A 23,398-nucleotide genomic window follows, 5' to 3' on the forward strand; every position below is an offset into this window, starting at 1 on the left:
ACGGTGACGGCGTGACGCGGATCCCCGGCTTGCGCGCGCGGTCGCCCGTCGCCGGCCTGCACCGGCGCACGCTGCGCCCGCTCGGGGTGTTCGCGCAGTCCGTGGCGACCACGGCGCCGGCGGGCGCGATGGCCTCGACGCCGCTGCTCGTCATCGCCGTCGCCGGACGCGGCGCGCCGTGGTCGTTCGCCGTGGCCGCCGTGCTCGTCGGGCTCGTCGCCGCCTGCATCGCGGTGTTCGCACGACGGATGGCGGCGGCCGGCGGGCTGTACAGCTTCACGGCCAAGGGCCTCGGGGCGGGCGGCGCCTACGCCTGCGCGGTGGCGATGGTCGTCGGCTACGGCCTGCTCGTCGCGGCCGCGTTCTCCGGGGTGTCCTGGTACGGCGGCGCGCTGGTGGCGCGCCTGCTCCCGGGCGTGGGCGCCGTCGGGGCGGGCGTCGCGCTCGTCGTCGTGCTGGCGGTGACGGTGGCCGTGTGCGCGGTCCGCGGCGTGCGGCTCGCGGGCCGGGTGATGCTGGTGATCGAGGCGGCGTCGATCGGGCTGATCCTCGTCGTGCTCGTGGCGCTCGCGGTGACGACGGCACCGACCGGGGTGCCGGCCGGGGTGCCGGCCGGGACCGGGGTCGGGGCGGTCGGCGTCGGGAGTGTCGCGGTCGGCGTGCTGCCGGCGCTGGCCGCGTTCATCGGCTTCGACAGCGCGGCGACGCTCGGCGTCGAGGCCCGGCGGCCCTACGCGTCGGTGCCGCGGGCGATCGGGGCGACCGCGGCGGTCACCGCCGTGCTCTACCTCGTCGCGACCCTGGTCCTGCTCGCCGCGCCCGGGGCGGCGGCGTCCGGGGTGACGAGCCCGCCGACCGGCGACCTGAGCTGGGCCTCGGTGCTCATGGACGCCGGCATCGTCGCCTCGTTCGGCGCGTGCGCGCTGGCCGCCCTGAACACGCTGGTCCGCGTGCTGTTCTCGCTCGCGCGCGAGGGCCTCGCGCCGGCGGCCCTGGGGCGCACGCACCGCCGGCACCTCACGCCCGCGGTGGCCGTCGGGGTCACGGTGCCGGTGCTCGCGGCGGTCGTGGTGGTCGGGACCCTCGCCGGGATCACGCCCGAGGCGGTGTTCGGCGGGCTCCTCTCGGTGGGCACGCTGGCCTTCCTCGCCGCCTACCTGCTGGTCTGCGTCGCCGCGCCCCGCTTCCTCGCGCGGATCGGCGAGCTGACCCGCGGGGTGGTCGTGACCGCGGTGCTCGCCTCCGTCGCGCTCGCCGCCACCGCCGTGGTCGTCGTGCTGCACGCCGGCACCGGACTGGTGGTGACCCTCGCCGCGCTCGTCGTGGTCGGCGCCGGCGGCTGGCTGCTGCTGCGGCGGCTGCGGGGGCCGGCGCTGCGGGCGATGGGGGTCTACGACGAGACGACGACCGCCGACGTCCTGGCCGTGCGGGCGCGGTGACGTCGGTGACCTCGGGCTCGATCAGCGGCCGGCAGCCACAGGCCGTCCGCAGCGCGCTGGCGATCCTCGAGGAGGTCGCGGCGGCCGGGGTCGGGATCACCGCGAAGGAGATCTCGACGGCGCTGCGCATCCCGCCCGCGACGACCTACCGCCTGCTCAACCTGCTCGTCGCCGAGGAGTACCTCGTGCGGCTGCCCGACCTCGGCGGCTTCGCCCTGGGCCGGCGCAGCGCGAACCTCGCCCCGTCGTCGGTGGCGGCGCCGACCGCGGCGCGCCAGGTGATGCGGCGCCTGCGCGAGCGCGTCCGCTGGGGCGCGCACCTCGTCGCGTTCGACCGGCACCGGCTGACGTTCCTCGACCCGGACCCCGACCACCCGCCCACCGACGCCGACGAGCTCTCCCGCCACCCCCACGCCAGCGGCCTCGGGCGCCTGCTGCTCGCCGAGCACGGCCTGCCCGACGGCCCGCTGACGCGCCTGACCCCGCGGACCGTCGTCGACCGCGACGAGCTGGCCGGGCGCCTCGACGAGGTCCGCGCGACCGGGCTGGCGCGCCAGTGCGGGGAGTTCCACGCGACGCTGGGCTGCCTCGCCGTCGCCGTCCGGGCCCCCGACGACGGGCGCCTCGTCGCCGGCCTCGCCCTCACCGGCCCGGCCGAGCGCGTCGCGGCCCCGAACACCGAGCTCGTCGACCTCCTCCACACCCACGCCGGCGACCTGGCCCCGCTCCTGGCGTGAGACCGGGGTGGTGGAGCGAGGGCGTCCTCGGCTGCGTGGGAGGCAGCGAGGGCGTCCCTCGCTGCGTTCGATCGGCGCGCCACCCCGCGGGGCGAGGGCGTCCCTGGCTGCGTGGGACGCAGCGAAGGAGTCGTTCGCTGCCCCTCCACGCCGACCCCGTGCGGTCAGGGCGCGCCGGCGGCGATCACGGGCACCGGCGCCGGCACCTCGACCCGCGCCCGCCGCCCCGCCAGGCGCGGGAACCCCGGCACGCGGGCCAGGGCGCGCAGGGCCTCCGGCGGCCCGGCGTCACCCTGCGCGATCCTCCTCGCCGCCAGGCGCTCCGTGCGCACCTGGCCGCGCTGCTCGCGCTCCACCGCCGGCCGGCGCGCCACCTCGAGTCCCGCCGCCGCGTCGTCGAGCTGCGCCGGGTCGGGCGGGGTGCGGCGCAGGGGCCCGATCAGCCGGTTGGCGAGGTCCGCGGCGTCGGCGAGCGCGAGGTTGATCCCGTTGCCACCCACCGGCGACACGACGTGCGCCGCGTCCCCGAGCAGCACGAGCCCGGGCCGCGTCCAGCTCTCGACGGTCGTGATGCGCACGGGCAGGAGGGTCAGGTCGGCGACGTCGTCGAGGTCGTCGAGGCGGCCCTCGAGCCAGGGCAGCACGCCCACCGCCGCCGCCCGCAGCGCCCCGATCCCCCGCGCGCGGACCTCCGCCAGTGACCCGGCGCGGATCGTCCACCCGAGCTGCCAGTCCCGCCCCTGGTCGAGCAGGGCGACGCTGCCGGTCGGCGTGCCGAAGAGGTCCAGCCCCGAGTACGACGGGTCGTCGGCGCGGCGGGGGAAGGCGTGCCAGAGGATGTCGAGGCTCGCGCCCAGCTCGGTCGCGGCGAGCCCGGACGCGGCGCGGACCTTGGAGTTCCGCCCGTCGGCGCCGACGACCAGCGCGGCGTCCAGCGTGTGCTTGACGGCGTCGACGCTGTACTCGACGCCGCACACGCGACCCGCGGGGTCGTCGGCGTCGTGGCGCAGCGCCGAGAACCGCGCGCCCATGTGGATCTCGGCGCCGTGGGCCCGCGCCCGCTCCGCGAGCCACGGCAGGAACGACGCCTGCGGGATCAGCGCGTAGAAGGGGAACCGCCGGCTGGCGCCGCGGTAGTCGACGAGGGTCCAGGTGCGCTCGGCGGTGTGCCAGCGGAAGGCGTCCGAGCGCGTGTGCGGCACCTCGTCGAGCAGCGGCCGCGCCAGCCCGAGCGTGTCGAGGTACTCGAGCACGCCCGGCGCGAGCGTGTCCCCGCGGAAGCGCCGGGCGAAGTCGCGCCGCGACTCCAGCAGCGTCACCGACGCCCCGCCGCGGGCGAGCAGGTAGGTCAACAGGACGCCGCCGGGCCCGCCACCGACGACCACGATGTCAGTCACTCCATCATCATACCTCTTGACTGTCGAACTATCTCGCCCACGGCGGGACGAGACGCGAGCCGTCGGCCAGCTCCGCCTCGAGCCCGGGCGACGTCGTCACCCACACCGACGCCGGTGCGCCCCCGCCGTCGACCCGGAGCTCGGCGCCGGTCGGCACGAGGACCACGTCGCCGGCGACGACCGGCGTCGCCACGCCGTCGAGGGTCACGTGCAGGTCGCCGTCGAGGACGAGCAGCACCTCCTCGCGACTCGGGCGGTGCGGTGCGCCGACCTGGCCGGCGGGGACCTCGAGTCGCCAGGCGCAGAGCTCGGCGCTGCCGCGCGACGGGGCGACGAGGGCGTGGAACGCGGCGCCGTGGGCCTCGTGACGGACGGCGTCGGCGGGACGGAGGACGGGCATCGGGTCTCCTTCTGGTCAATCTGGTTGACCATATGGTCAGCTCGCTTGACCACCCTGTCAAGCTCGTGGCCGTGGACGACCGCGCGGCGACCGACCTGGCGATGCTCGTGCTCCGGGCGGCGACGGAGGTGGTCGACGGCGTCCAGGAGGGCCTGGCCGCCCGCGGCTACGACGACCTGCGTCCCGCCCACGGCTTCGCGTTCGCGCGGATCGCGGCGGCGGACACGACGGTCGTCGACCTCGCCGAGCACCTCGGCACGACGAAGCAGGCCGCGAGCCAGCTCGTCGCGGGGCTCGTGGCGCGGGGCTACGTGGTGCGCGAGCCCGACCCCCGCGACGCCCGGGCCCGGCTGCTGCGCCTGACCCCGGCGGGCGAGGCGTGCACGGGCGCGGCGGAGGAGGCGGCGGCCGAGGTGGTCGCGGGCTGGAGCGACGTGCTGCCCGGCGCGTCGCTGGGCGCGCTGCACGCGATGCTGCGGCGCGTCGTCACCCCGGGGCCGCTGCGGCCGGCGTGGTGATGGTGGGAGTGATCGTGGCGGCTTTCCTGACCTCCAACGCCAGCATGGACGCCAGGCTGCCACGGCGAGTGACACGGCCGCGACGCCTTCCCCCCGGCCGTCGTCACAGGGCACGCTGGGCCGCTCACCCACCGCGCACACACCCACTCCGCTCACCCCGCCCCGCCCACCCCGACCCGCCGCCCGGGAGGCCGCCCTTGCACCTCACCCCGCGCGAGGAGGAGAGGGTGCTGCTGCACGGCGCGGCGGAGCTCGCGCGCCGGCGGCTGGCCCGTGGCGCGCGGCTCGGCGCGACCGAGGCGATCGCGCTGGTGTGCGACGAGATCTGCGAGCTCGCCTGGGACGGGCTCGACCTCGACGACGTGGTGCGCCGTGCCCGCGAGGTCGTCGGACCCGGGCAGCTGGTCGAGGGCGTGCCCGCGGCCGTGCCCTCGCTGCAGGTCGAGGCCCTCTTCCCGCACGGCACCACCCTCGTCCACGTCGACCGACCCTTCGGCCCGCCCTCCGCCGACGGGCCCGGCGCGGTCCGCCCGGCGCCCGGCACCGTCGAGCTCGCCCCCGGCCGCGTGCGGTCCGGGGTCGTCCTGCGCAACGAGGGCGAGCAGGCGGTCTGGGTGACCTCGCACGTCCCGCTCGACCGGCTCAACCGCCGGCTGCGCGTCGACGTCGACGACGGCACCGATCCCGCGCATCTGCGCCTCGACCTCCCCGCCGGCACGGCGCTGCGCGTCGAGGCCGGCGCCTCGCGAGGAGCGACCGCCGTCCACCTCGGCGGTGCCCGGTGAGCAGCCTCGACCGGGGCGCCTACGCGCGGGTCTACGGGCCGACCACCGGCGACCGCGTCCGCCTCGCCGACACCGACCTGTGGGTGGAGGTCGAGGCCGACGACACCGAGCCGGGCGAGGAGATGCTCGGCGGCTGCGGGAAGACCGCGCGCCAGGGCGCCCTGGTCGCCGACCGGGCCCCGCGCGACAGTGCCCTCGACCTCGTCGTCCTCGGGGTCCTGCTGCTCGACCCCGTCCTCGGCGTCCGCAAGACGTCGATCGGGGTGGCCGACGGGCGCGTCGTCGGCGTGGGGCGGGCCGGCAACCCGGACGTCCAGGACGGCGTCGAGCTCGTCGTCGACGCCCACACGGCGATGGTGCCCGGCGAGGGCCTCATCGCGACGCCGGGCGTCGTGGACTCCCACGTCCACCTCTCCAACGCCGACCTCGCGCCGGCCGCGCTCGCCACCGGCGTGACGACGATGGTGGGGATGGGCATCGGCGGGGTGTGGGACGTCGGCGCCAACCCCGCGCCCAACCTGCACACGCTCATGGCCTCGTGGACCGGCGCCCCGGTGAACGCCGCGTTCCTCGCCCGCGGCTCCTCGGGGTCGGCGGACCTGCTCGAGCGGGCGGTGCTCGCCGGCGCCGGCGGGTTCAAGGTCCACGAGGACTGGGGCGCGGGCCCCGACGCCGTCGACACCTGCCTGGGCGTCGCCGAGCAGGCCGACCTCCCCGTCGCCCTGCACACCGACACGCTCAACGAGTCGGGCTACCTCGACGACACCCTCGACGCCGTCGGCGGGCGGACCGTGCACGCGTACCACGTCGAGGGCGGCGGCGGGCACCCCGACCTGCTGCGCATCGTCGGCGACCCGGCGGTCCTGACGTCCTCGACGACACCGACCCTGCCCCTGACACCGGCGACCGTCCGCGAGCTGGGGCCGATGACGATGACCGTGCACCGCGGTCACCCCGACCTGCCCAGCGACCGCAGCATCGCCGCGAGCCGCATCCGCGAGCACGCGATCGCCGCGGAGAACCGCCTGCACGACGACGGGGCGATCGCCATCGTCAACTCCGACGCGCTCGGCATGGGCCGCATCGGCGAGACCGTGCGCCGCACCTGGCAGCTCGCCCACGTCCAGGCCCACCTCGCCGGGGAGACGGGGCCGGACGTCGCGAACAACGCCCGCGTGCTGCGCTACCTCGCCAAGCTGACGCACAACCCGGCGGTCGCCCACGGGCTGGCCGCCCACGTGGGCTCGCTAAGGGCCGGCCGGCTCGCCGACATCGTGCTGTGGTCGCCCGCCTGGTTCGGGGCGACGCCCGAGCTGGTGATCAAGTCGGGGTTCGTCGCGTGGGGCGCCGCCGGGTCGGGGTCGGGGTCGACGCGGCTCACCCAGCCCCGGCGGATGCGCGGGTTCCACGGCGCCCGCGGCGGCGCGCCCGCCCGCCTCGCGCACCAGTTCGTCGCCGCGGCCTGCCTCGACGACCCGGCCGCCCGCGCCGCCCTGCCGTCCGGGCCGCGCTACCTGCCCGTCGCCGGCAGCCGCGGGCTCGGCGCCGCGGACATGCTCCACAACACCGCGACGCCGCGGGTGGAGATCCCCGGCGAGCCGTCCCCGGTGCGGGTGGACGGCCGCGAGGTGCCGCTGCACCACGCCGTCGCCCTGCCCCTGACCCGCCTGCACCACCTGGCCTGAGGAGGGGCATGGAGATCGACCTGCTGCTGACCGGCGCCGACGTCCGCACCCTCGACGACGAGCACCCGCGGGCCCGGGCCCTGGCCGTGCACCACGGCCGCGTGCTCGCGGTCCTCGACGACGACGCGCTGCCGGCCGGGGTGCGGGCCCGCCGCACCGTCGACGCCGACGGCGCCACCGTCGTGCCCGGGTTCGACGACGCGCACCAGCACGCCGCCTGGTTCGGGCAGTCGCTCGCCGAGATCCCGCTCGCGGGCGTGACCGATCTCGACGCGTTGTACGACGCCGTCGCCGCCCGCGCCGCGGAGCTGCCCGCGGACGCCTTCGTCATCGGCAGCGGCTACGACGACGTCGCCCTCGGCGGCTCGCCCGACCGCCACGTGCTCGACCGCGTCGGGGGCGGGCGGCCGGTGTGGCTCAAGCACCGCTCCGCGCACGTCTGCGCGGTCTCCAGCGAGGTGCTGCACCGCGCGGGGGTCCTCGACGGGACCGCCACCGTGCCCGCCGGTGGGGTCGTCGTCCGCGACGGGGCGGGCGCGCCGACCGGTGTCCTGCTCGAGGCCGCGCAGGCCCTGGCCGGCGACCTGCTGCGGCCCTACCCCGTCGCCGAGCTGGCCGACGCGATCGCCGCCGCGACCGCGGTGTTCGCCCGCGAGGGCCTCACCCACGTCACCGAGGCCGGCATCGGCGGCGGGTGGATCGGGCGCTCCCCCCGCGAGCTCGCCGCCTACCAGCTCGCCCGCGAGCGCGGCGACCTCGCGGTGCGCGTCGACCTCATGCCCGAGACCTCGGTCCTGCGCGCGACGCCCGGCGAGCCCGGCCGGGGCCTCGACCTGGGCCTGCGCCCCGGGCTCGGGGACCTCGACCTGCGCGTCGGACCCATGAAGATCTTCTTCGACGGCGCGCTGAGCTCCCGCACCGCGGCGATGCGCGAGCCCTACGCCGACCGCGACGAGGCCGGCTACCTCGGCGACGACCCGGAGGTCCTGCACGCCGCCGTCGTCGAGGCCGTGGCGGGCGGGTGGACGGTCGCCGCGCACGCGATCGGCGACCGCGCCGTCGACGCCGCGCTCGACGCCTTCGCCGACGCGGCCCGGACCCCCTGGCCGGGCGTGCGCCCACCCCGGCACCGCCTCGAGCACGCCGGCGTCGTCGACGACGCCGCCCTGGCCCGCCTCGCCGATCTCGGGGTCACCCCGGTCCCCCAGGCCCGGTTCCTGTACGAGATCGGGGACTCGATGATCGCCGCCGTCGGCGAGCACCGCGCCGACCTGCTCTACCGCCACGCGTCCTTCCTGCGCGCGGGGCTGCGGGTGCCGGCGAGCTCCGACCGTCCGTGCGTCGCCGACGGGCACCCCCTGCGCGGGATGCAGTCGATGGTGCAGCGGCGGACGTCGTCGGGACGGACCCTCGCCGCCGACGAGGCCGTCGACGCCGACACCGCCCTGCGCGCCTACACGGTCGACGCCGCCTGGATCGCCGGCGACGAGGACGTCCGCGGGCGGCTCGCGCCCGGCTTCGTCGCCGACCTCGTGCTCCTGGGCGACGACCCCCTCCGCGTCGATCCCGACCGTCTCGGCGACATCGACGTCGTCGCCACCCTGCGGGGCGGGCGCGCCACCCACGGCGCCGACGTCCTGGACCTGCCGCCCGACGGAGGACCGCGATGAGCGACCGCACGCCCGCCCCCACCCCCACCGCCGCGGACGCCCGCCGCGTCGCGGTCGGCGCCTTCGTCGGCACCGCGTTCGAGTGGTACGACTTCTTCCTCTACGGCACCGCCGCGTCGCTGGTGTTCAACCGCCTGTTCTTCGCCACCGACGACGCCGTCGTCGCGACCCTCGCCGCGTTCGCGTCGTTCGCCGTCGGCTTCGTCGCCCGGCCGCTGGGCGGGATCGTCTTCGGCCACCTCGGCGACCGGATCGGCCGGCGCGCGTGCCTGCTCATCACCGTCGTGATGATCGGCGCCGTCACCGGCCTCATCGGGGTGCTCCCGGGGTTCGCCGACATCGGCGTCGCCGCGCCGGTGCTGCTGACGCTGCTGCGCCTGCTGCAGGGCGTCGCGGTCGGCGGCGAGTGGGGCGGGGCGATCACGCTCGCCGTCGAGCACGCCCCGCCGGAGAAGCGCGGGCGCTACGCGGCGATGCCGCAGATCGGGTCGCCGGTGGGGACGCTGCTGTCGTCCGGGGCGTTCCTGCTGGTCGCGCTGCTGCCGCCCGAGGACTTCGACGCCTGGGGCTGGCGCATCCCGTTCCTCGTCGCCTTCCCGCTGCTCGGGGTGGCGCTGTGGCTGCGCCGGCGCGTCGAGGAGTCGCCGCTGTTCGACCGCCTGCTCGCCGAGGACGCCCGCGCCTCGGCGCCGGTCACGCAGGTGGTCACCGGGGCGTGGCCCGCGCTGCTCGTCGGGGCCGGGTCGGCGCTGCTCGGGGTCGGCGGCTTCTACCTCGCCACCACGTTCGTCATCAGCTACGCCACCGGCGACCTCGACCTGCCGCGCCCGCTCGCCCTGGGCGCGACGCTCGTCGCCGCAGTGGTCGAGATCGGCGTGCTCGTCCTGGGCGGGCGGCTCGCGGAACGCTTCGGGGCCGCGCGCGTCACGGTCGCCGGCGGCATCGCCTCCGCCCTCGTGGCGCTGCCGATGTTCTGGCTGCTCGACACCCGCAACGGCGTCGCCGTGGTGCTCGGCGTGACGCTCGGCGTCGCCATGCTCTCGATCCCCTACGCCGTCTCCGGCGACCTGCTCGCGCGGCTCTTCCCGGCGCGCCTGCGCTACAGCGGCATCGCGCTCGCGGCCAACCTCGCCGGGATCGTGTCGGGCTTCGTGCCGCTGGTCGCCACCGCCGTGCTCGCGGCGGCCGGGGGCGGGTCGTGGGCGCCGGGGCTGCTGCTGGTCGGCATCGCCCTGGTCACCGTGGTCAGCGGCCTGCTCGCGCCGCGGCTCTACGTGCCGGAGGCGGAGATGACCACCGAGGGCGTGGCCCGATCGCGGGCCTGACCCTCTTCACAGCTTGCGCAGCCGCAGCAGGGCGTCGGCGAGGATCTCGTCGCGCTTGCAGCAGGCGAAGCGGACCTGGGTCTCGACGCCCACGGGCGAGGCGTGGAACACCTGGTTCGGCACCGCCGCCACGCCCACGCGCTCGGGCAGGGAGCGGCAGAACTCCAGCGAGTCGGTGACGCCCAGCGGCGCGACGTCGGCGGTGACGAAGTAGGTCGCCTTGGAGTGGAACACCTCGAGGCCCAGCTCGCGCAGACCGTCGGTGAGCAGGTCGCGCTTGCGGGCGAGGTCGTCGCCGAGGTGCGCGAGCCGCTCGTCGGGCAGCTCCAGGCCCGCCGCGATCCCGTGCTGCAGCGGCGTGCCGGCGGCGAACGAGAACCACTGCTTGACGCCGAGCACCTTCTCCACGAGGTCCGCCGGCCCCGTCGCCCAGCCGATCTTCCAGCCGGTGACCGAGAACGTCTTGCCGCCCGACCCGACGGTGATCGTCCGCTCGAACATCCCGGGCAGCGTCGCGATCGGGACGTGGCGGTTGTCGTCGAAGACCAGGTGCTCGTAGACCTCGTCGGACAGCACGACCAGGTCGTGGTCCCGCGCGACCTGCGCCACCGACTCGAGCTCGGCGGTCGACAGCACCGCGCCGGTCGGGTTGTGCGGGGTGTTGAGGACGATCATCGTGGTGCGGTCGGTGACGGCCGCCCGCAGCGCCGCGGCGTCCAGCGCGTAGTCCGGCGCGTGCAGGCGCACCGGCACGAGGCGCGCGCCGAGCAGTGCCGCGGTCGCCCCGTACAGGTCGTAGTACGGCTCGAGCGCGATCACCTCGTCGCCCGGCGAGAGCAGCGCGGTCATCGCCGACGACAGCGCCTCCGACGCCCCCGAGCACACGACCACCCCGCCGTCCGCGGCGACGTCCAGGCCGTACCAGCGCCGCTGGTGGTCGGCGATGGCCCTCCGCAGCGACGCGATGCCGACGGCCGGCGGGTACTGGTTCCAGCCCTTGTGCATCGCGGCCACCGCGACGTCGACGACCTCGCGCGGCCCCGGCGTGTCGGGGAAGCCCTGACCGAGGTTGATCGCGTCGTGCTCCAGCGCGAGCCGGGACATCTCGCTGAAGATCGTCTCAGCCACCGTGACCTCCGGTCTCGTGAGCACTTCCGTGGCCTGTAGCACCAGGACAAGGGGAGCACGCCGATCGGGTGCGCGCAGCCGCACCTACTCCCACTCGATCGTCCCCGGCGGCTTGCTGGTCACGTCGAGGACGACGCGGTTGATCTCGGCGCACTCGTTGGTGATGCGCGTGGAGATGCGCTCGAGCACGTCGTAGGGCAGGCGGGTCCAGTCCGCGGTCATGGCGTCCTCGCTGGACACCGGGCGGAGCACCACCGGGTGGCCGTAGGTGCGCCCGTCGCCCTGCACCCCGACCGACCGCACGTCGGCGAGCAGCACCACCGGGCACTGCCAGATGACCTCGTCGAGTCCGGCGGAGGTCAGCTCCTCGCGCGCGATGGCGTCGGCGCGGCGCAGGGTCGCGAGGCGGTCGGCGTCGACGGCCCCGATGATCCGGATCGCGAGCCCGGGGCCCGGGAACGGCTGGCGGCGCACGATCGTCTCGGGCAGCCCGAGCTCGGCGCCGACGCGGCGCACCTCGTCCTTGAACAGCGCCCGCAGCGGCTCGACCAGCGAGAACTGCAGGTCGTCGGGCAGCCCGCCGACGTTGTGGTGCGACTTGATCGTCGCGGCCCCGGACCCGCCGCCGGACTCGACGACGTCGGGGTAGAGCGTGCCCTGGACGAGGAAGTCCGCACCCTTCCCCTGCGCGACGTCGCGCGCCGCACCCTCGAACGCGCGGATGAACTCGCGCCCGATGATCTTGCGCTTCTCCTCCGGGTCGACGACGCCGTCGAGCTCGCGCAGGAAGGTCTCGGCCGCGTCGACGGTGACGAGGTCGACGCCCGTCGCGGCGACGAAGTCCCGCTCGACCTGGCCCCGCTCGCCCTCGCGCAGCAGGCCGTGGTCGACGAAGACGCAGGTCAGACGGTCGCCGATGGCGCGCTGGACGAGCGCGGCGGCCACGGCGGAGTCGACCCCGCCCGACAGCCCGCAGATCGCGCGCCCCTCGGGACCCACCTGCTCGCGGACCGCCGCCACCGTCTCGTCGATGATGTTGGCGGTGTTCCAGTCGGCGTCCACGCCGGCGACGTCGCGCAGGAAGCGGCGCAGCACCTCCTGGCCGTGCGGCGAGTGCCCGACCTCCGGGTGGTACTGCACGCCGGCGAAGCGGCGCTCGACGTCCTCGAACGCGGCGACCGGTGCGCCGGGCGAGGACGCGGTGACCGTGAAGCCCTCGGGCGCCTTCGTCACGCCGTCGCCGTGGCTCATCCACACCGGGTGGGCGTCGGGCAGGTCGTCGTGCAGCCGCCCGGGCGTGGTCACCGCGAGCTCGGTGCGCCCGTACTCCCGCGCCCCGGTGTGCTCGACGACCCCGCCCAGCGCGCCGGCCATGAGCTGGAAGCCGTAGCAGATGCCGAACACCGGCACGCCGGCGTCGAACACCGCCGGGTCGATGCTCGGCGCCCCCTCCTCGTACACGCTCGCGGGCCCGCCGGAGAGCACGATCGCGGCCGGGTCCCTGGCGAGCATCTCGTCCACCGGCGTCGTGTGCGGCACGACCTCCGAGTAGACCTGCGCCTCCCGTACCCGACGGGCGATGAGCTGCGCGTACTGCGCGCCGTAGTCGACGACGAGGACGGGGCGATCACCGCTGGCGGTCACGCCCACCATTGTCCAGATCCCCGCCAGCCATCGACCCTTGCCGTCATAGTGTCGACGACACTAGTATCGTCGACACCATGACCCAGCGCTCCGGCCTCGCCCTCGCCGTCCTCGCCCTCGCCGCGGAGGAGCCCATGCACCCGTACCGGATGCAGCAGCTCCTGCGCGAACGCGGCAAGGACCAGGTGGTCAACGTCGGTCAGCGCTCGCAGCTCTACAAGACGATCGACCGGCTCGTGCGCGACGGGCTGCTCGTGGTCGCCGCCACCGAGCGGGAGGCGACGCGCCCCGAGCGCACCGTCTACGCGGCGACCGACGCGGGCCGCGAGCTCGCGGTCACGTGGACGCTCGACATGCTCACCGCGCCCCGCCACGAGTTCGCCGAGTTCACCGCCGCGCTCGCCTACCTCCCGTTGCTCGAGCCCGAGGTCGCCGCCGACGCGCTGGCCCTGCGCCTGTCCGACCGGCGCGGCGAGCTCGACCGGGTGTGCCGCGAGCTCGAGCACGCGCCCGGCTTCCTGCCGCGGATCGTCGTCGTCGAGGCCGAGTACGCCATCGCGCACCTCGAGACCGACGTCGCCTGGATCGCCGCCCTGCTCGACGACCTGCGCTCCGGCGCCCTGCGCTGGGACCGCGCCGCCCTGACCGACATCGCACGCCGGGTGGACGCCGGCGGAGAGGACGCGCCATGAAGGTGATCATCATCGGGGCCGGCACCGGCGGGATGTGTCTCGCGCACGGGCTGCGGCGCGCGGGCATCGAGGTCGCCGTGCACGAGCGCGACCGCACGCGCACCAGCGGCCTGCACGGCTACCGCGTCGGCATCTCGCCCAACGGTGCCCGCGCGCTGCGGTCCTGCCTCCCACCGGAGCTGTTCGCGACGTTCGTCGCCACCACCGCGGCGCCCTACACGACGCTCGCCATGCTCACCGAGCGGTACCGGACGCTGATCAGCATCGACTTCGCCGACCTCCCGCACAGCAGCGACGCCCCCGAGGACGGCGAGCACAACGTCAGCCGCATGACGCTGCGCCAGGTGCTGTTCACGGGCATGGAGGACGTCATCACGTTCGACCGCCGCTTCACCCACTACACCCGGCACGCCGACGGCCGGGTCACCGCGCACTTCGACGACGGCAGCAGCGACACCGGTGACCTGCTCGTCGGCGCGGACGGGGCGAGCTCCCGGGTGCGCCGCCAGTACCTCCCGCACGCGACGCACACCGAGACCGGGCTGGTCGCGATCGGCGGCAAGACGCTGCTCACCGAGCGGTCCGAGCGCCTCGTCCCGGAGCAGGTCCGGCACGGCTTCGGCATGTACTTCGACCGGCGCGGCCAGTTCGGGATCACGCACGTGATGCGGATGCCGTGGGGCAGCCGGAACGACGAGGAGCTGATCGCGCGCCACCCCGGCCTGCGTTTCGACAACACCACCGACCACGTCTCCTGGGCGATCACGACGTCGCGCTCGATCGCGCCGCCGGACCTCCTCGAGCGCACCGGCCGCGACGCCCTCGCCCTGGCCGGCGAGCTCAGCGAGGGCTGGGACCCCCGCTGGCTCGACCTGATCGCCACCGCCGACCCGGGCTCCACGGTCACGCTGGCCATCCGGACCTCCGACCCCGTCCCGGCGTGGACGCCGAGCACGGTGACGATGGTCGGCGACGCGATCCACACCATGACACCGGGCCGCGGGGCCGGCGCGAACACCGCGCTGCGCGACGCCCGCGAGCTGCGCGACCGGCTCGTGCGCGTGCGTGACGGCGAGCTCTCGCTGCTCGAGGGCGTCGGCGAGTACGAGGAGCTCATGCGCCGCTACGCGGCCCTCGCCGTGCGCGAGTCGCTGGAGTTCATGAACGACGACGGCACCGCGCGGCGCCCGGTGATCGGGCCGCTGTCGGTGCTGGCGCAGCGCACGGGCATGCGGATCGTCGACCGCATCCCGCCGGCCAAGCGGCGCATGGCGCGCGGCTTCCAGAAGGTGCGGGACTCCGAGCTGGTGTGACGTGAGCTGCGCTCATGTGAGCACTTCGAAGTGCCACAGCACTCCAGAGTGCTCACGAGCGCGGAGCGCACACCACCGGCAGCGCCAGCGGCCCGGAGTCGACCTCGCCGCGGTGCCACGGCACCTCGGCGAGCGGCACCGCCAGGCGCAGGCCCGGGGCCCGGCGGGACAGGGCGGTCAGGGCCGCGGTGAGCTCGAGGCGGGCCAGGGCGGCGCCGAGGCAGTGGTGCGGGCCGCGCCCGAAGCCGAGGTGCGGGCCCGCCCGCCCCGGGCGCAGCGCCTCGGGCTCGGCGAAGCGCGCCGGGTCGTGGTTGGCGGCCTCGAGGCGCAGCAGCACCCGGTCCCCCGCGGCGATCGCGACGCCGCCGAGCTCGAGGTTCTCCTGCGCCCAGCGCGGGAACACCTCGACGCCCGTCCGCCGCACCAGCTCGTCGACGAGCCCCGGGACGTCCGGGTGGTCCGCCAGCCCGGCGAGCAGGTCGTCCGCCAGCAACCGCACCACCGCGACCGCGAGGCCGCCCCGCACCGTGATGACGCCCGCCGCGAGCAGGGCCGTGACCAGCGCGACGAGCTCGCCGTCGTCGAGGCGGCCGTCGTCGGCGTCGCGCACCGCCACGAGCGTGCCGAGCAGGTCGTCGCCCGGCGTCTCGCGGGCGGCGGCGACGAGCTCGGCGGTGAACGCCATCAGCGCGCCCCACGCCCGCTCGGCCTCGGCCAGCAGCGCGGGGTCCTCCGCGGCGGCCATCGGGTCCGCGCGCAGGGCGTCGTCGACGAGGCCGCGGAAGTGCGGGTGGTCGGCGAGCGGGACGCCCAGGAGCAGGCCGAGCGACCCGACGGCGAGCGGCGCGCCGACGAGGTCGACGAGGTCCGCCGGCCCGTGGTCCGCGGCGGCGACCAGCGCGGCGACGTGCTCCTCGGCGAGCGCCTCGACCCGCGGTGCGAGCTCGGCGACCCGGCGCGGCGTGAACGCGCGGGCCACGAGGCGGCGCAGGCGGGTGTGCGCCGGGCCGTCCCGGAACAGCGAGGCACGCTCGTCGACCGCGACCCCGGGCGGCGTGAGCCCCAGGCGCGGGTCGGCGAGGCCGGTCGCGACCAGGTCGTGGGAGGTGACGAGCCACGCCGGCGCCCCGTCGTGGCCGACGACCCGGGCCACCGGCTCGTGCTCCCGCAGCCGCCGGTAGTCCGCCGGCGGGGCGGTCGGGTCGGGACGGTCGAGCGGCAGCGTCGTCACGGGGTCCTCCTCGTTGCATTGCAGGTGCAACGTAACCGAGGAGGCCATACGGTCGCAACGTGCCGAAGCAGGTCGACCACCACGAACGCCGGACGCTCCTCGCCGACGCGCTGCTGCGCGTGGCCGCCGAGCGGGGGCTGATGGACGTGAGCCTGCGCCACGTCGCCGCCGAGGCCGGCGTGACCGCGGGGATGGTGCAGCACTACTTCCGCACCAAGGACGAGATGATGATCTTCGCGCTGGACGTCGTCGCCGCGCGCGTGCAGGCCCGGCTCGCCGACGACCCCGACGTTCAGGGCGACCCGCGCCGTCTCGTCCGGGCCCTGCTCGTGCAGCTGCTCCCGCTCGACGCCGACCGCGAGCTCGAGGGCCGGGTCGCCGTGGCCTTCCACGCCTACGCCGCGAGCCGCCCCGACGTCGCGGCCCGGCTGCGGGAGGACACGCGGGGCATGCGCGCGGCGGTGGCCGCGCAGGTCCGCTCGGCACCCGGCGCGCTCGACCCGGAGATCGCCGCCACCGGCCTGCTGTCGCTGGTCGAGGGCCTGGCGGTGCACGTCCTGGGTGGGCACCTCGACCCCGCCGACGCCCTCGCCACCCTCGACGCGCACCTCGCCCTGGCGTTCACGCCGGCTGGTACGCCGCCTCGAGCAGCGCGGTGAGGCTCGCGCGCGTCACCGGCGCGGGGTTCGCGTAGGGCGCGGCGAGCACCGCGTCGACGACCTGCGCCAGCCCATCGCAGGGCATCCCGATCGCCGCGAGCGAGGTCGGCGCCCCGAGCTCGCGGGCCCGGTCGGCGAGCGCCGTCGCCACCGTGTCCGCCACCTTGTCCGCCTCCGTGTTCGGCCCGGCCGCCACGCCGAGCGCCCGGCCCAGCGCCGCCACCGCCGCGGGTGCCGAGGGCCCGTTGTGGGCGACGACGTGGGGCAGCACCACCGCGTGGGTCTCGGCGTGCGGCAGGTCGAACGAGCCGCCGAGCACGTGGCAGAGCTTGTGGTGCAGCGACATCGTGGTCGCCCCGAGCACCGCCCCGCACAGCCACGCGCCCTGCAGCGCCCCGGAGCGGGCGTCGAGGTCGTCGGGCCGCTCGACGATCGCGGGCAGCGCGGCGAGCAGCGCGCGGACGCCCTCCTCGGCCATCAGCGCGGTGATCGGCGTGCCGTCCGGCGCCCACAGCCCCTCGACGGCGTGCGCGACGGCGTTGAGCCCGCTGGTCACCGACAGCCCGACGGGCAGCGAGCGCGTCAGCTCGGGGTCGTAGACGACGGTGCGCGGCAGCACCGCACGGTCGCGGCCGGTGCGCTTCTCGCCGTCCTCGGTCAGGCCCCAGATCGGGGTCATCTCCGAGCCGGCGTAGGTCGTCGGGACGGCGACCACCGGCAGACCGTGGCGCAGGGCGACGGCCTTGCCCAGCCCGACCGACGACCCGCCGCCGACCGCGACGCACCCGTCGGCGCCCAGCTCGCGGGCCCGGTCCGCCGCCGCGGCCGCGACCGCCACCGGCACGTGCTGGCGCGCCTCCGCGAAGACGCCGGCGGCGCGCCCGCCGAGCCCGTCGGCGGTCGCCCGCAGCGCCGCCTCCTGCTCGGCGGTGCCGAGCACCAGCACCCGGCGCAGGCCGAGACGGTCCACCTCCCCGCCCAGGTCGGCGAGGCGGCCGGGACCGAAGACCACCCGCATCGGGAGCGCGTCGTGGACGAACGAGAGGCTCACGGAGCCGACGCTAGCCCGGCAGGGACGAGGACGACCTCGACGTCGGCGTGCCGGTACGGGCGGTCCAGGCCGTCGTCGACGGTCGGGCTCCACGGCGCCCCGTCTCCCGCGGTGTCGACGTCCACCTCGGCGAAGTCGACCACCAGCCCCTCCTTCACCGCGAACACCGCGTCGGCGTCGAGGTAGGGGCTGCCCCGCACGAACAGGTGCGTCGTCAGCGTCGCGAAGCCGGGGGCGCCGACGAGGAGGTGGACGTGGGCGGGCCGGTAGGGATGCCGGCGGGTCGCCGCCAGCAGCGCGCCGACCGGCCCGTCGGTCGGGATCGGGTAGTGGCCCGGCACGACGGTCCGGAAGCGGAACCGGCCGTCGGCGTCGGCGCGGAAGAGCCCCCGACCGTTGCCGGCGGGCTGCCGCTCGGGCTGCTGGACGTCGTAGAACCCGTCCTCGGTGCACTGCCACACGTCGATCTCCGCACCCGGCACGGCGTTCCCCGCGGGGTCGACGACGCGGCCGGTCACGAGGGCCCGCCGACCGCCGCCGAGGTCGTCGATGCTGTCGCCGAGCTCCCGCGGTGGGGACGCGGTCACGTGGAACGGGCCGAGGACCGTGCTCTCGGTGCCCCCGGACTCGACGGGGGCACCGTTGAGCGCCTCCACCAACGACGACACGCCGAGCACGTCGGAGAGCAGGATGAACTCCTGGCGGGTCTCGTCGCAGGCGGCCCCGATCGCGGTGAGGAACCCGATCGCGGCCTCCCACTCCGCGACCGTCGGCTCCACCTCGCGCACCAGCTCGTGCAGGTGCACGACGACCCGCTCGAGGACCGCGCGGAGCCGCGCGTCGGGGGTCCGCGCGAAGCTCGCGAGCACCTCGTCGGTGAGGGTGGCGCTCACAGCCGCAGCAGTCGCTCGGCGTTCCCGTGCGCGATCTTCTCCCGGTCGGCCTCGCTGACCGGGGCGGTGCGCAGGAACTCGGTGGCGACGTCCATCTCCTCGAAGGGGTAGTCGGTGCCGAAGAGGATGTGGTCCGACCCCAGCGCGAGCAGGGAGCACAGGAGCGGCGCGGCGGAGCAGACCCCGCTGGTCGTGATGTAGAGGTTGTGCCGCAGGTACTCCGACGGCCGGCCGCGGGCGAGCTCGATGCCGTGGTGGGCGTGGAAGTCCCAGCGCGAGTCCAGGCGCCACAGCGTGAACGGCAGCGCCTCGCCCATGTGCCCGAGCAGCAGCTTCGCCTCGGGGAAGTCGTCGAACACGCCACCGAAGATGAGCCGCAGCGCGTGCGAGGCCGTGTCGGTGCCCCAGCTCCACATCGGCCCGATCAGCTCGGGGTGGCCCGAGAGAACGTGGGCGGCATCGACGCCGTTCGCCGGGTGCAGGTAGAGCGGCACGTCCAGGCCCTGCGCGTACTCCCACACGACCCGCAGCTCGGGGTCGTCGAGGTAGCGGCCGTGGGTGTGGGCGTTGACCAGCGCGCCGCGCAGCCCGAGCTGGGTCACCGAGCGCTCGAGCTCCTTGGCCGCGGCCTGCGGGTCCTGCAGCGGCAGCGCGGCGAACCCGGCGAAGCGGCTGGGGTGCGCCTCGATCGTCCCGGCGAGCAGGTCGTTGACGGCGGCGGCGCGCGAGACCGCGAGCGCGGCGTCCGGCTCGGCCTGCAGCCCCGGCGAGTTCAGCGAGAGCACCTGGACGTCGAGCCCGGCGGCGTCCATGCGCTCGAGCCGGGCGCCCGTGAGGTCGAGGAGCCGGCGCGACATCTCCTCCCACACGTGGGGCTCCGCGATCGTCGCCGTCCCCTTGCCGTACGGCGCGAGCTCCGGGGTCACGAAGTGTTCTTCCAGGCCGATCGTGCGCATCCTGCCCTCGATCCGTTTCACCATCGTGCATTGACTTGCTCAATGATGAATCCTACGGTTCGGCGGTGTCAAACCTCACAGGAGGACAGCGCATGATCGAGACCGACGACGTCGACGGGACGGTCGACGTGGCCGTCGTGGGCTACGGGCCGGTCGGGATGGTGACCGCGGCGCTGCTCGGTGCCGCCGGGCACCGCGTCGTCGTGCTGGAGCGCTACGCCGGGCTCTACAACCTCCCCCGCGCGGCGATCTTCGACGACGAGACGATGCGGACCTTCGCGCGCGTCGGGATCGCCGAGGAGCTGCTGCCGAGGATCCACGTGCAGCGCAACTACGAGTGGCGCAACGCCGCCGGCGAGCTGCTCATCGAGCACCACTTCGCCGAGCGCGGCCGCAGCGGGTGGGCGGAGTGGTACATGATGTACCAGCCCGACCTCGAGTCGGCGCTGGACCGGCGGGTGCGTGCCGCCGGTGCGGAGGTCCGGCTCGACACCCCCGTCACCGGGCTCACCGACCACGGCGACCACGTCGAGCTCGCGACCGGCGGCCCCCGGCCCGGCCGGGTGCGTGCCCGCTGGGTCGTGGCCTGCGACGGGGGCAACAGCTTCGTGCGCGCCGCGCTCGGGCGGACGATGGACGACTACGGGTTCTCCGAGCCGTGGATGGTCTGCGACTTCCGGTTCCGCGACCCCGCCGCGCCCCCGGCGGTGCCGACCGCGCGCCAGGTCGGCGACCCGGCCGGCCCGACCTCGATCATCTCGCTCGGGCCGGCGCACCACCGGTTCAGCTACATGCTCGACTCGGTCGACGACTTCGCGACCGAGCGTGACCCCGACAAGGTCTGGGCCCGCACCCGGCGCTGGCTCTCCCCCGACGACGCCGAGCTCATCCGCGTCGCCACCTACACGTTCCGCTCGCTGGTCACCGACCGCTGGCGGGTCGGGCGCACGCTGCTCGCCGGCGACGCCGCCCACCAGATGCCGCCGTTCCTGGGGCAGGGCATGTGCTCGGGCGTCCGGGACGCCCAGAACATCGCCTTCAAGCTCGACGCCGTCCTGCGCGGACGCCTCGGCGACGAGGTGCTCGACACCTACCAGCAGGAGCGCGAGCCCCACGTCCGCGCGGTGATCGAGAAGGGCATCGAGCTGGGTCGCCAGCAGACGGTGCGCGACCCCGCACGCGCCGCGGAGCGCGACCGTGTCCTGCTCGCGCGCCGTGCGGCCGACCAGCACCCGGAGGAGATCCGTTTCCCGGGCCTGGTCGACGGCCTGCTCGCCGACGAGCCGTGTGCCGGGCGCGGCGCGCTGATGGTGCAGGGCTGGGTCGACGGGTGGGTCGACGACGGCACCCGGCGCGACCGCCTCGACCAGGTCGTCGGGCCCGGCGCGCACCTGCTGGTCGACGCCGGGCGGGTGACCCTCGCCCCCGACGTCGTCGCCGCGCTCGCCGACGCCGGGGTCCGCGTGGTGCCGCTGCACGCGTCCGGCGCACCGCCGGTCGGCCTCGCCCCCGGCCACGTGGTGGACGTCGAGGGCACGCACCTCGGCTGGCTCGCGGCCCACGACGCGACGGCCGTCGCGGTCCGCCCCGACTTCTACGTCCACGGCACCGCCGCCGACCCGGCCGCCGTCGACGCCCTCGCCCGCGCGTTCGCGGCCGCCCTGGGCGCGCCCGCGCTCGTGACCCACTGACCCCCTTCTCCACCGACGCCGCCTGGAGCCACCGTGCCGACCGCACCACCCACCCGCGCCACCGAGCGCCTCGTCCTGGTCCTGTCCGCGGGCTTCGCCGCCCTCGAGGGCTACGACCTCGCCTGCTACGGCGTCACCGTCCCCTCGCTGCTCGCCGACCCCGCCGTCGACGCGGACAAGGCGTCCGCGGGCACCGTGGGCTCGCTGGTGGCCATCGGCATGCTGGTCGGTGCCGCGATCTGCGCGGCGACGATCCGGCGCGCCGGCAGCCGGCGCCTGCTGATCGGCGGCGCGGCCCTGTTCTCCCTGGGCATGTTCGTGTGCGCGATCGCCCCGGGCTTCGCCCTGTTCGGCGCCGCACGGTTCGGCGTCGGTGTCGGGCTGGGCATCGTGCTCCCGACGGTGACCGCCTACGTCGCCGACCTCTCGGCACCGGGACGCCGGGCCCGCAACGTCGGGATCATGATGTCCGGCTACGCCGCGGGCGCCCTGCTCGCGCCGCTGCTGGGCGCCGCCCTGCTCACGGGCGGCAGCTGGCGCTGGATCTACGTGATCGGCGCGGCTCCCGCCCTCGTCCTGCTGCCGCTGGCGATCCGGCTGCTCCCCGAGAGCCCGGTGCACGCCGCCGACGGCCCCGCGCCGGGCCCCGGCCGCGGCGAGCTGTTCGGCCTGCGTCCCCTGCTCGCGCCCGGTGTGCGCGGCGCGACGCTGCTGTTCTGGGCGATGTCGTTCTGCGGTCTCCTGCTCGTGTTCGGCATCAGCACCTGGCTCCCGACGATCATGCAGACCGCGGGCTACTCGCTCGGCTCGTCGCTGCTGCAGACCGCGGCCATGTGGGTCGGCGCGGGCGTGGGCATGGTGCTCGGCGGCAAGATCGCCGACCGTGTCGGCATCAAGCCCGTCGTCGCCGTCGCGTTCCTCGCCGGCGCCGCGAGCCTGCTCGTCATGAGCGCTCGCCCGGCCCTGGGCCTGCTGTTCCTGCTGATGTTCGTCAGCGGCCTCGGCCTCATCGGCTCGCAGGTGCTCACCAACGCCTACATCGTCGGCCACCACCCGCCCGAGCTGCGCGGACGCGCGATCGGCTGGGCGCTGTCGATCGGGCGCCTGGGCGCGATCGCCGGACCACTGCTGGGCGCGGCGATCCTGTCCTCCGGGCTCGGTGTGGCGTGGAACTTCTACCTGTTCGCGGTCCCCGGCGTGCTCGGTGCGCTCCTGGCCGCGGCCGTCCCCGCGATCCGCTCCCGCAGCACCGCCGACCCGGACACCCCGCGGGTCACCGCGTGAGCACGGGGGGCCACGGCGTCACGACTAGGGTCGACGTCGTGGCCCCCGCCGGCACGGACGACGACACCGACCCACCCGGATCGTCGGGCTCCGCGCGCCAGGGCATCCAGTCGGTCGAGATCGCGATGACCGTGCTCGACGCCCTCGAGCGCGGTGGCGGACCGATGAGCCTCACGCAGATCGCGCACGCCAGCGGCATGGGCGCGAGCAAGGCCCACCGCTACCTGGTGAGCCTCGGCCGGGCCGGGATGGTGGCGCAGTCGCGCAGCTCGGGGCTCTACGACATGGGGCCGGCGCTGCGCCGCCTCGGCGCCGAGTCGCTGCGGCGCATGGACGAGGTCGGCCTGGTCTCGCAGTACATCCCCGGACTGCGCGACCGGACCGGGCACGCGGTCAACCTCGCGGTCTGGGGCGACCACGGCCCCGTCATCGTCCGCTGGGACTACGGCGCCTACGCGCTCCCCATCACCGTGCGGGTCGGCGCGACGATGCCGCTGCTGACGTCGTCGGTCGGCCGCGTGTACCTCGCGCACCTCCCCCGCACCCTGACCGAACCCGTCCTGCGGGCGCAGGGTGCGGAACCGGCGCCCGCGGAGATCGACCGGATCACCGAGGAGGTGCGCCACCGGGGCTGTGCGCTGACGTCCGGCGGCGTCATCCCCGGCATCGCGTCGGTGGCCGCGCCGGTGCTCACCACCGGCGACTCGCTGCCGCTCGTCGTGGCCCTGGCCCTGCCGGAACGGGCGGCGTCGCCCGAGGTCCTCGAGGACGTCACGGCGGCGCTGCTCGAGTCGACGGCGGCGATGTCCGCCGAGCTCGGGGTCGCGTAAACCGGAGGTGCACGACCGGTCCGCCTGGTTACCGTCCTCCCGTCCGCCGGCACCCCGAGCCGCGGAGAGG

The 23,398-nt window shown here is 75.8% G+C and carries 21 protein-coding genes; 13 read left to right on the forward strand and 8 right to left on the reverse strand.

The genetic code is table 11. The features are described from left to right. Window positions 1–11: 11 nt before the first annotated feature. Window positions 12–1,439, forward strand: a complete 1,428-nt coding sequence (locus PH190_RS01955) for an APC family permease (RefSeq protein WP_274229821.1) — start codon at window positions 12–14, stop codon at window positions 1,437–1,439. 5 nt (window positions 1,440–1,444) lie between these two features. Further along, window positions 1,445–2,176: an IclR family transcriptional regulator gene (locus tag PH190_RS01960; RefSeq protein WP_274229822.1), complete on the forward strand. Its 732-nt coding sequence runs from the start codon at window positions 1,445–1,447 to the stop codon at window positions 2,174–2,176. A gap of 164 nt (window positions 2,177–2,340) precedes the next feature. Here PH190_RS01960 and PH190_RS01965 read toward each other — a convergent pair whose 3' ends face one another. After that, window positions 2,341–3,573, reverse strand: a complete 1,233-nt coding sequence (locus PH190_RS01965) for an FAD-dependent monooxygenase (protein WP_274229823.1) — start codon at window positions 3,571–3,573, stop codon at window positions 2,341–2,343. A gap of 28 nt (window positions 3,574–3,601) precedes the next feature. Further along, window positions 3,602–3,973, reverse strand: a complete 372-nt coding sequence (locus PH190_RS01970) for a cupin domain-containing protein (protein ID WP_274229824.1) — start codon at window positions 3,971–3,973, stop codon at window positions 3,602–3,604. Between the two features lie 65 nt (window positions 3,974–4,038). Between PH190_RS01970 and PH190_RS01975 the strand changes: the two genes are divergently transcribed. The 5 genes from PH190_RS01975 (at window position 4,039) to PH190_RS01995 (ending at window position 9,956) form a co-directional block, all read left to right on the forward strand. Further along, window positions 4,039–4,491 (forward strand): MarR family winged helix-turn-helix transcriptional regulator, encoded by a 453-nt coding sequence (locus PH190_RS01975; protein WP_274229825.1) that lies wholly within the window; start codon window positions 4,039–4,041, stop codon window positions 4,489–4,491. Between the two features lie 197 nt (window positions 4,492–4,688). Continuing rightward, window positions 4,689–5,276 carry an urease subunit gamma gene (locus tag PH190_RS01980; protein ID WP_274229826.1) on the forward strand — a complete coding sequence of 196 codons (588 nt, stop codon included), beginning with the start codon at window positions 4,689–4,691 and terminating at the stop codon, window positions 5,274–5,276. After that, the gene (locus tag PH190_RS01985; protein ID WP_274229827.1) at window positions 5,273–6,961 is read left to right on the forward strand and encodes an urease subunit alpha; all 1,689 of its coding nucleotides are present in this window, start codon (window positions 5,273–5,275) and stop codon (window positions 6,959–6,961) included. The genes PH190_RS01980 and PH190_RS01985 overlap by 4 nt, the downstream gene beginning before the upstream one ends. An 8-nt stretch (window positions 6,962–6,969) precedes the next feature. After that, the gene (locus PH190_RS01990; RefSeq protein ID WP_274229828.1) at window positions 6,970–8,631 is read left to right on the forward strand and encodes an amidohydrolase; all 1,662 of its coding nucleotides are present in this window, start codon (window positions 6,970–6,972) and stop codon (window positions 8,629–8,631) included. After that, window positions 8,628–9,956 (forward strand): MFS transporter, encoded by a 1,329-nt coding sequence (locus tag PH190_RS01995; protein ID WP_274229829.1) that lies wholly within the window; start codon window positions 8,628–8,630, stop codon window positions 9,954–9,956. The genes PH190_RS01990 and PH190_RS01995 overlap by 4 nt, the downstream gene beginning before the upstream one ends. Before the next feature lie 6 nt (window positions 9,957–9,962). Here PH190_RS01995 and PH190_RS02000 read toward each other — a convergent pair whose 3' ends face one another. Both PH190_RS02000 and guaA read right to left on the reverse strand, forming a co-directional pair. Continuing rightward, entirely contained in the window at window positions 9,963–11,084 is a 1,122-nt protein-coding gene (locus PH190_RS02000; protein ID WP_274229830.1) for an aminotransferase class I/II-fold pyridoxal phosphate-dependent enzyme, read from the reverse strand. Between the two features lie 84 nt (window positions 11,085–11,168). Beyond that, entirely contained in the window at window positions 11,169–12,728 is a 1,560-nt protein-coding gene (gene guaA / locus PH190_RS02005) for a glutamine-hydrolyzing GMP synthase (protein ID WP_420791546.1), read from the reverse strand. 77 nt (window positions 12,729–12,805) lie between these two features. Between guaA and PH190_RS02010 the strand changes: the two genes are divergently transcribed. Together PH190_RS02010 and PH190_RS02015 are read left to right on the forward strand one after the other, a co-directional pair. Further along, on the forward strand, window positions 12,806–13,420 hold the full coding sequence (locus PH190_RS02010) for a PadR family transcriptional regulator (RefSeq protein ID WP_274229832.1): 615 nt from the start codon (window positions 12,806–12,808) through the stop codon (window positions 13,418–13,420). Then, window positions 13,417–14,733 (forward strand): FAD-dependent oxidoreductase, encoded by a 1,317-nt coding sequence (locus PH190_RS02015; RefSeq protein ID WP_274229833.1) that lies wholly within the window; start codon window positions 13,417–13,419, stop codon window positions 14,731–14,733. Before PH190_RS02010 ends, PH190_RS02015 begins: the two co-directional genes overlap by 4 nt. 52 nt (window positions 14,734–14,785) lie before the next feature. On the opposite strand, the gene PH190_RS02020 is transcribed toward PH190_RS02015, so the two are convergent. Further along, a complete protein-coding gene (locus PH190_RS02020) occupies window positions 14,786–15,964 on the reverse strand; it encodes a cytochrome P450 (RefSeq protein ID WP_274229834.1) in 1,179 nt (392 codons plus the stop codon). 59 nt (window positions 15,965–16,023) lie between these two features. Here PH190_RS02020 and PH190_RS02025 point away from each other — a divergent pair, with 59 nt between their 5' ends. Continuing rightward, complete coding sequence (locus PH190_RS02025; protein WP_274229835.1) at window positions 16,024–16,623, forward strand: TetR/AcrR family transcriptional regulator; 600 nt, start codon at window positions 16,024–16,026, stop codon at window positions 16,621–16,623. On the opposite strand, the gene PH190_RS02030 is transcribed toward PH190_RS02025, so the two are convergent. From PH190_RS02030 to PH190_RS02040, 3 genes are read right to left on the reverse strand one after another with little or no spacing between them, the layout of a single operon-like run. Then, window positions 16,586–17,674, reverse strand: a complete 1,089-nt coding sequence (locus PH190_RS02030) for a maleylacetate reductase (RefSeq protein ID WP_274229836.1) — start codon at window positions 17,672–17,674, stop codon at window positions 16,586–16,588. The genes PH190_RS02025 and PH190_RS02030 overlap by 38 nt on opposite strands. Then, window positions 17,671–18,567: a dioxygenase family protein gene (locus PH190_RS02035; protein WP_274229837.1), complete on the reverse strand. Its 897-nt coding sequence runs from the start codon at window positions 18,565–18,567 to the stop codon at window positions 17,671–17,673. Before PH190_RS02035 ends, PH190_RS02030 begins: the two co-directional genes overlap by 4 nt. Then, window positions 18,564–19,523, reverse strand: a complete 960-nt coding sequence (locus tag PH190_RS02040) for an amidohydrolase family protein (protein ID WP_274229838.1) — start codon at window positions 19,521–19,523, stop codon at window positions 18,564–18,566. The genes PH190_RS02035 and PH190_RS02040 overlap by 4 nt, the downstream gene beginning before the upstream one ends. A 92-nt stretch (window positions 19,524–19,615) precedes the next feature. Here PH190_RS02040 and PH190_RS02045 point away from each other — a divergent pair, with 92 nt between their 5' ends. The 3 genes from PH190_RS02045 to PH190_RS02055 are packed head-to-tail and all read left to right on the forward strand — an operon-like array spanning window position 19,616 to window position 23,328. Then, window positions 19,616–21,214, forward strand: a complete 1,599-nt coding sequence (locus PH190_RS02045) for a bifunctional 3-(3-hydroxy-phenyl)propionate/3-hydroxycinnamic acid hydroxylase (protein ID WP_274229839.1) — start codon at window positions 19,616–19,618, stop codon at window positions 21,212–21,214. A 33-nt stretch (window positions 21,215–21,247) separates the two neighbouring features. Further along, complete coding sequence (locus PH190_RS02050; protein WP_274229840.1) at window positions 21,248–22,498, forward strand: MFS transporter; 1,251 nt, start codon at window positions 21,248–21,250, stop codon at window positions 22,496–22,498. A gap of 38 nt (window positions 22,499–22,536) precedes the next feature. Then, complete coding sequence (locus tag PH190_RS02055; protein ID WP_274229841.1) at window positions 22,537–23,328, forward strand: IclR family transcriptional regulator; 792 nt, start codon at window positions 22,537–22,539, stop codon at window positions 23,326–23,328. The last annotated feature ends 70 nt before the right edge of the window (window positions 23,329–23,398 follow it).

The sequence above is a fragment of the Actinomycetospora straminea genome, assembly GCF_028737255.1.
Lineage (GTDB): Bacteria > Actinomycetota > Actinomycetes > Mycobacteriales > Pseudonocardiaceae > Actinomycetospora > Actinomycetospora straminea.

Coding starts and splice junctions, on each gene's coding strand:
- PH190_RS01970 (WP_274229824.1), bottom strand. CDS start 3,973: ATGCCCGTCCTCCGTCCCGCCGACGCCGTCCGTCACGAGGCCCACGGC.
- PH190_RS01990 (WP_274229828.1), top strand. CDS start 6,970: ATGGAGATCGACCTGCTGCTGACCGGCGCCGACGTCCGCACCCTCGAC.
- PH190_RS01995 (WP_274229829.1), top strand. CDS start 8,628: ATGAGCGACCGCACGCCCGCCCCCACCCCCACCGCCGCGGACGCCCGC.
- PH190_RS02010 (WP_274229832.1), top strand. CDS start 12,806: ATGACCCAGCGCTCCGGCCTCGCCCTCGCCGTCCTCGCCCTCGCCGCG.
- PH190_RS02015 (WP_274229833.1), top strand. CDS start 13,417: ATGAAGGTGATCATCATCGGGGCCGGCACCGGCGGGATGTGTCTCGCG.
- PH190_RS02040 (WP_274229838.1), bottom strand. CDS start 19,523: ATGCGCACGATCGGCCTGGAAGAACACTTCGTGACCCCGGAGCTCGCG.
- PH190_RS02045 (WP_274229839.1), top strand. CDS start 19,616: ATGATCGAGACCGACGACGTCGACGGGACGGTCGACGTGGCCGTCGTG.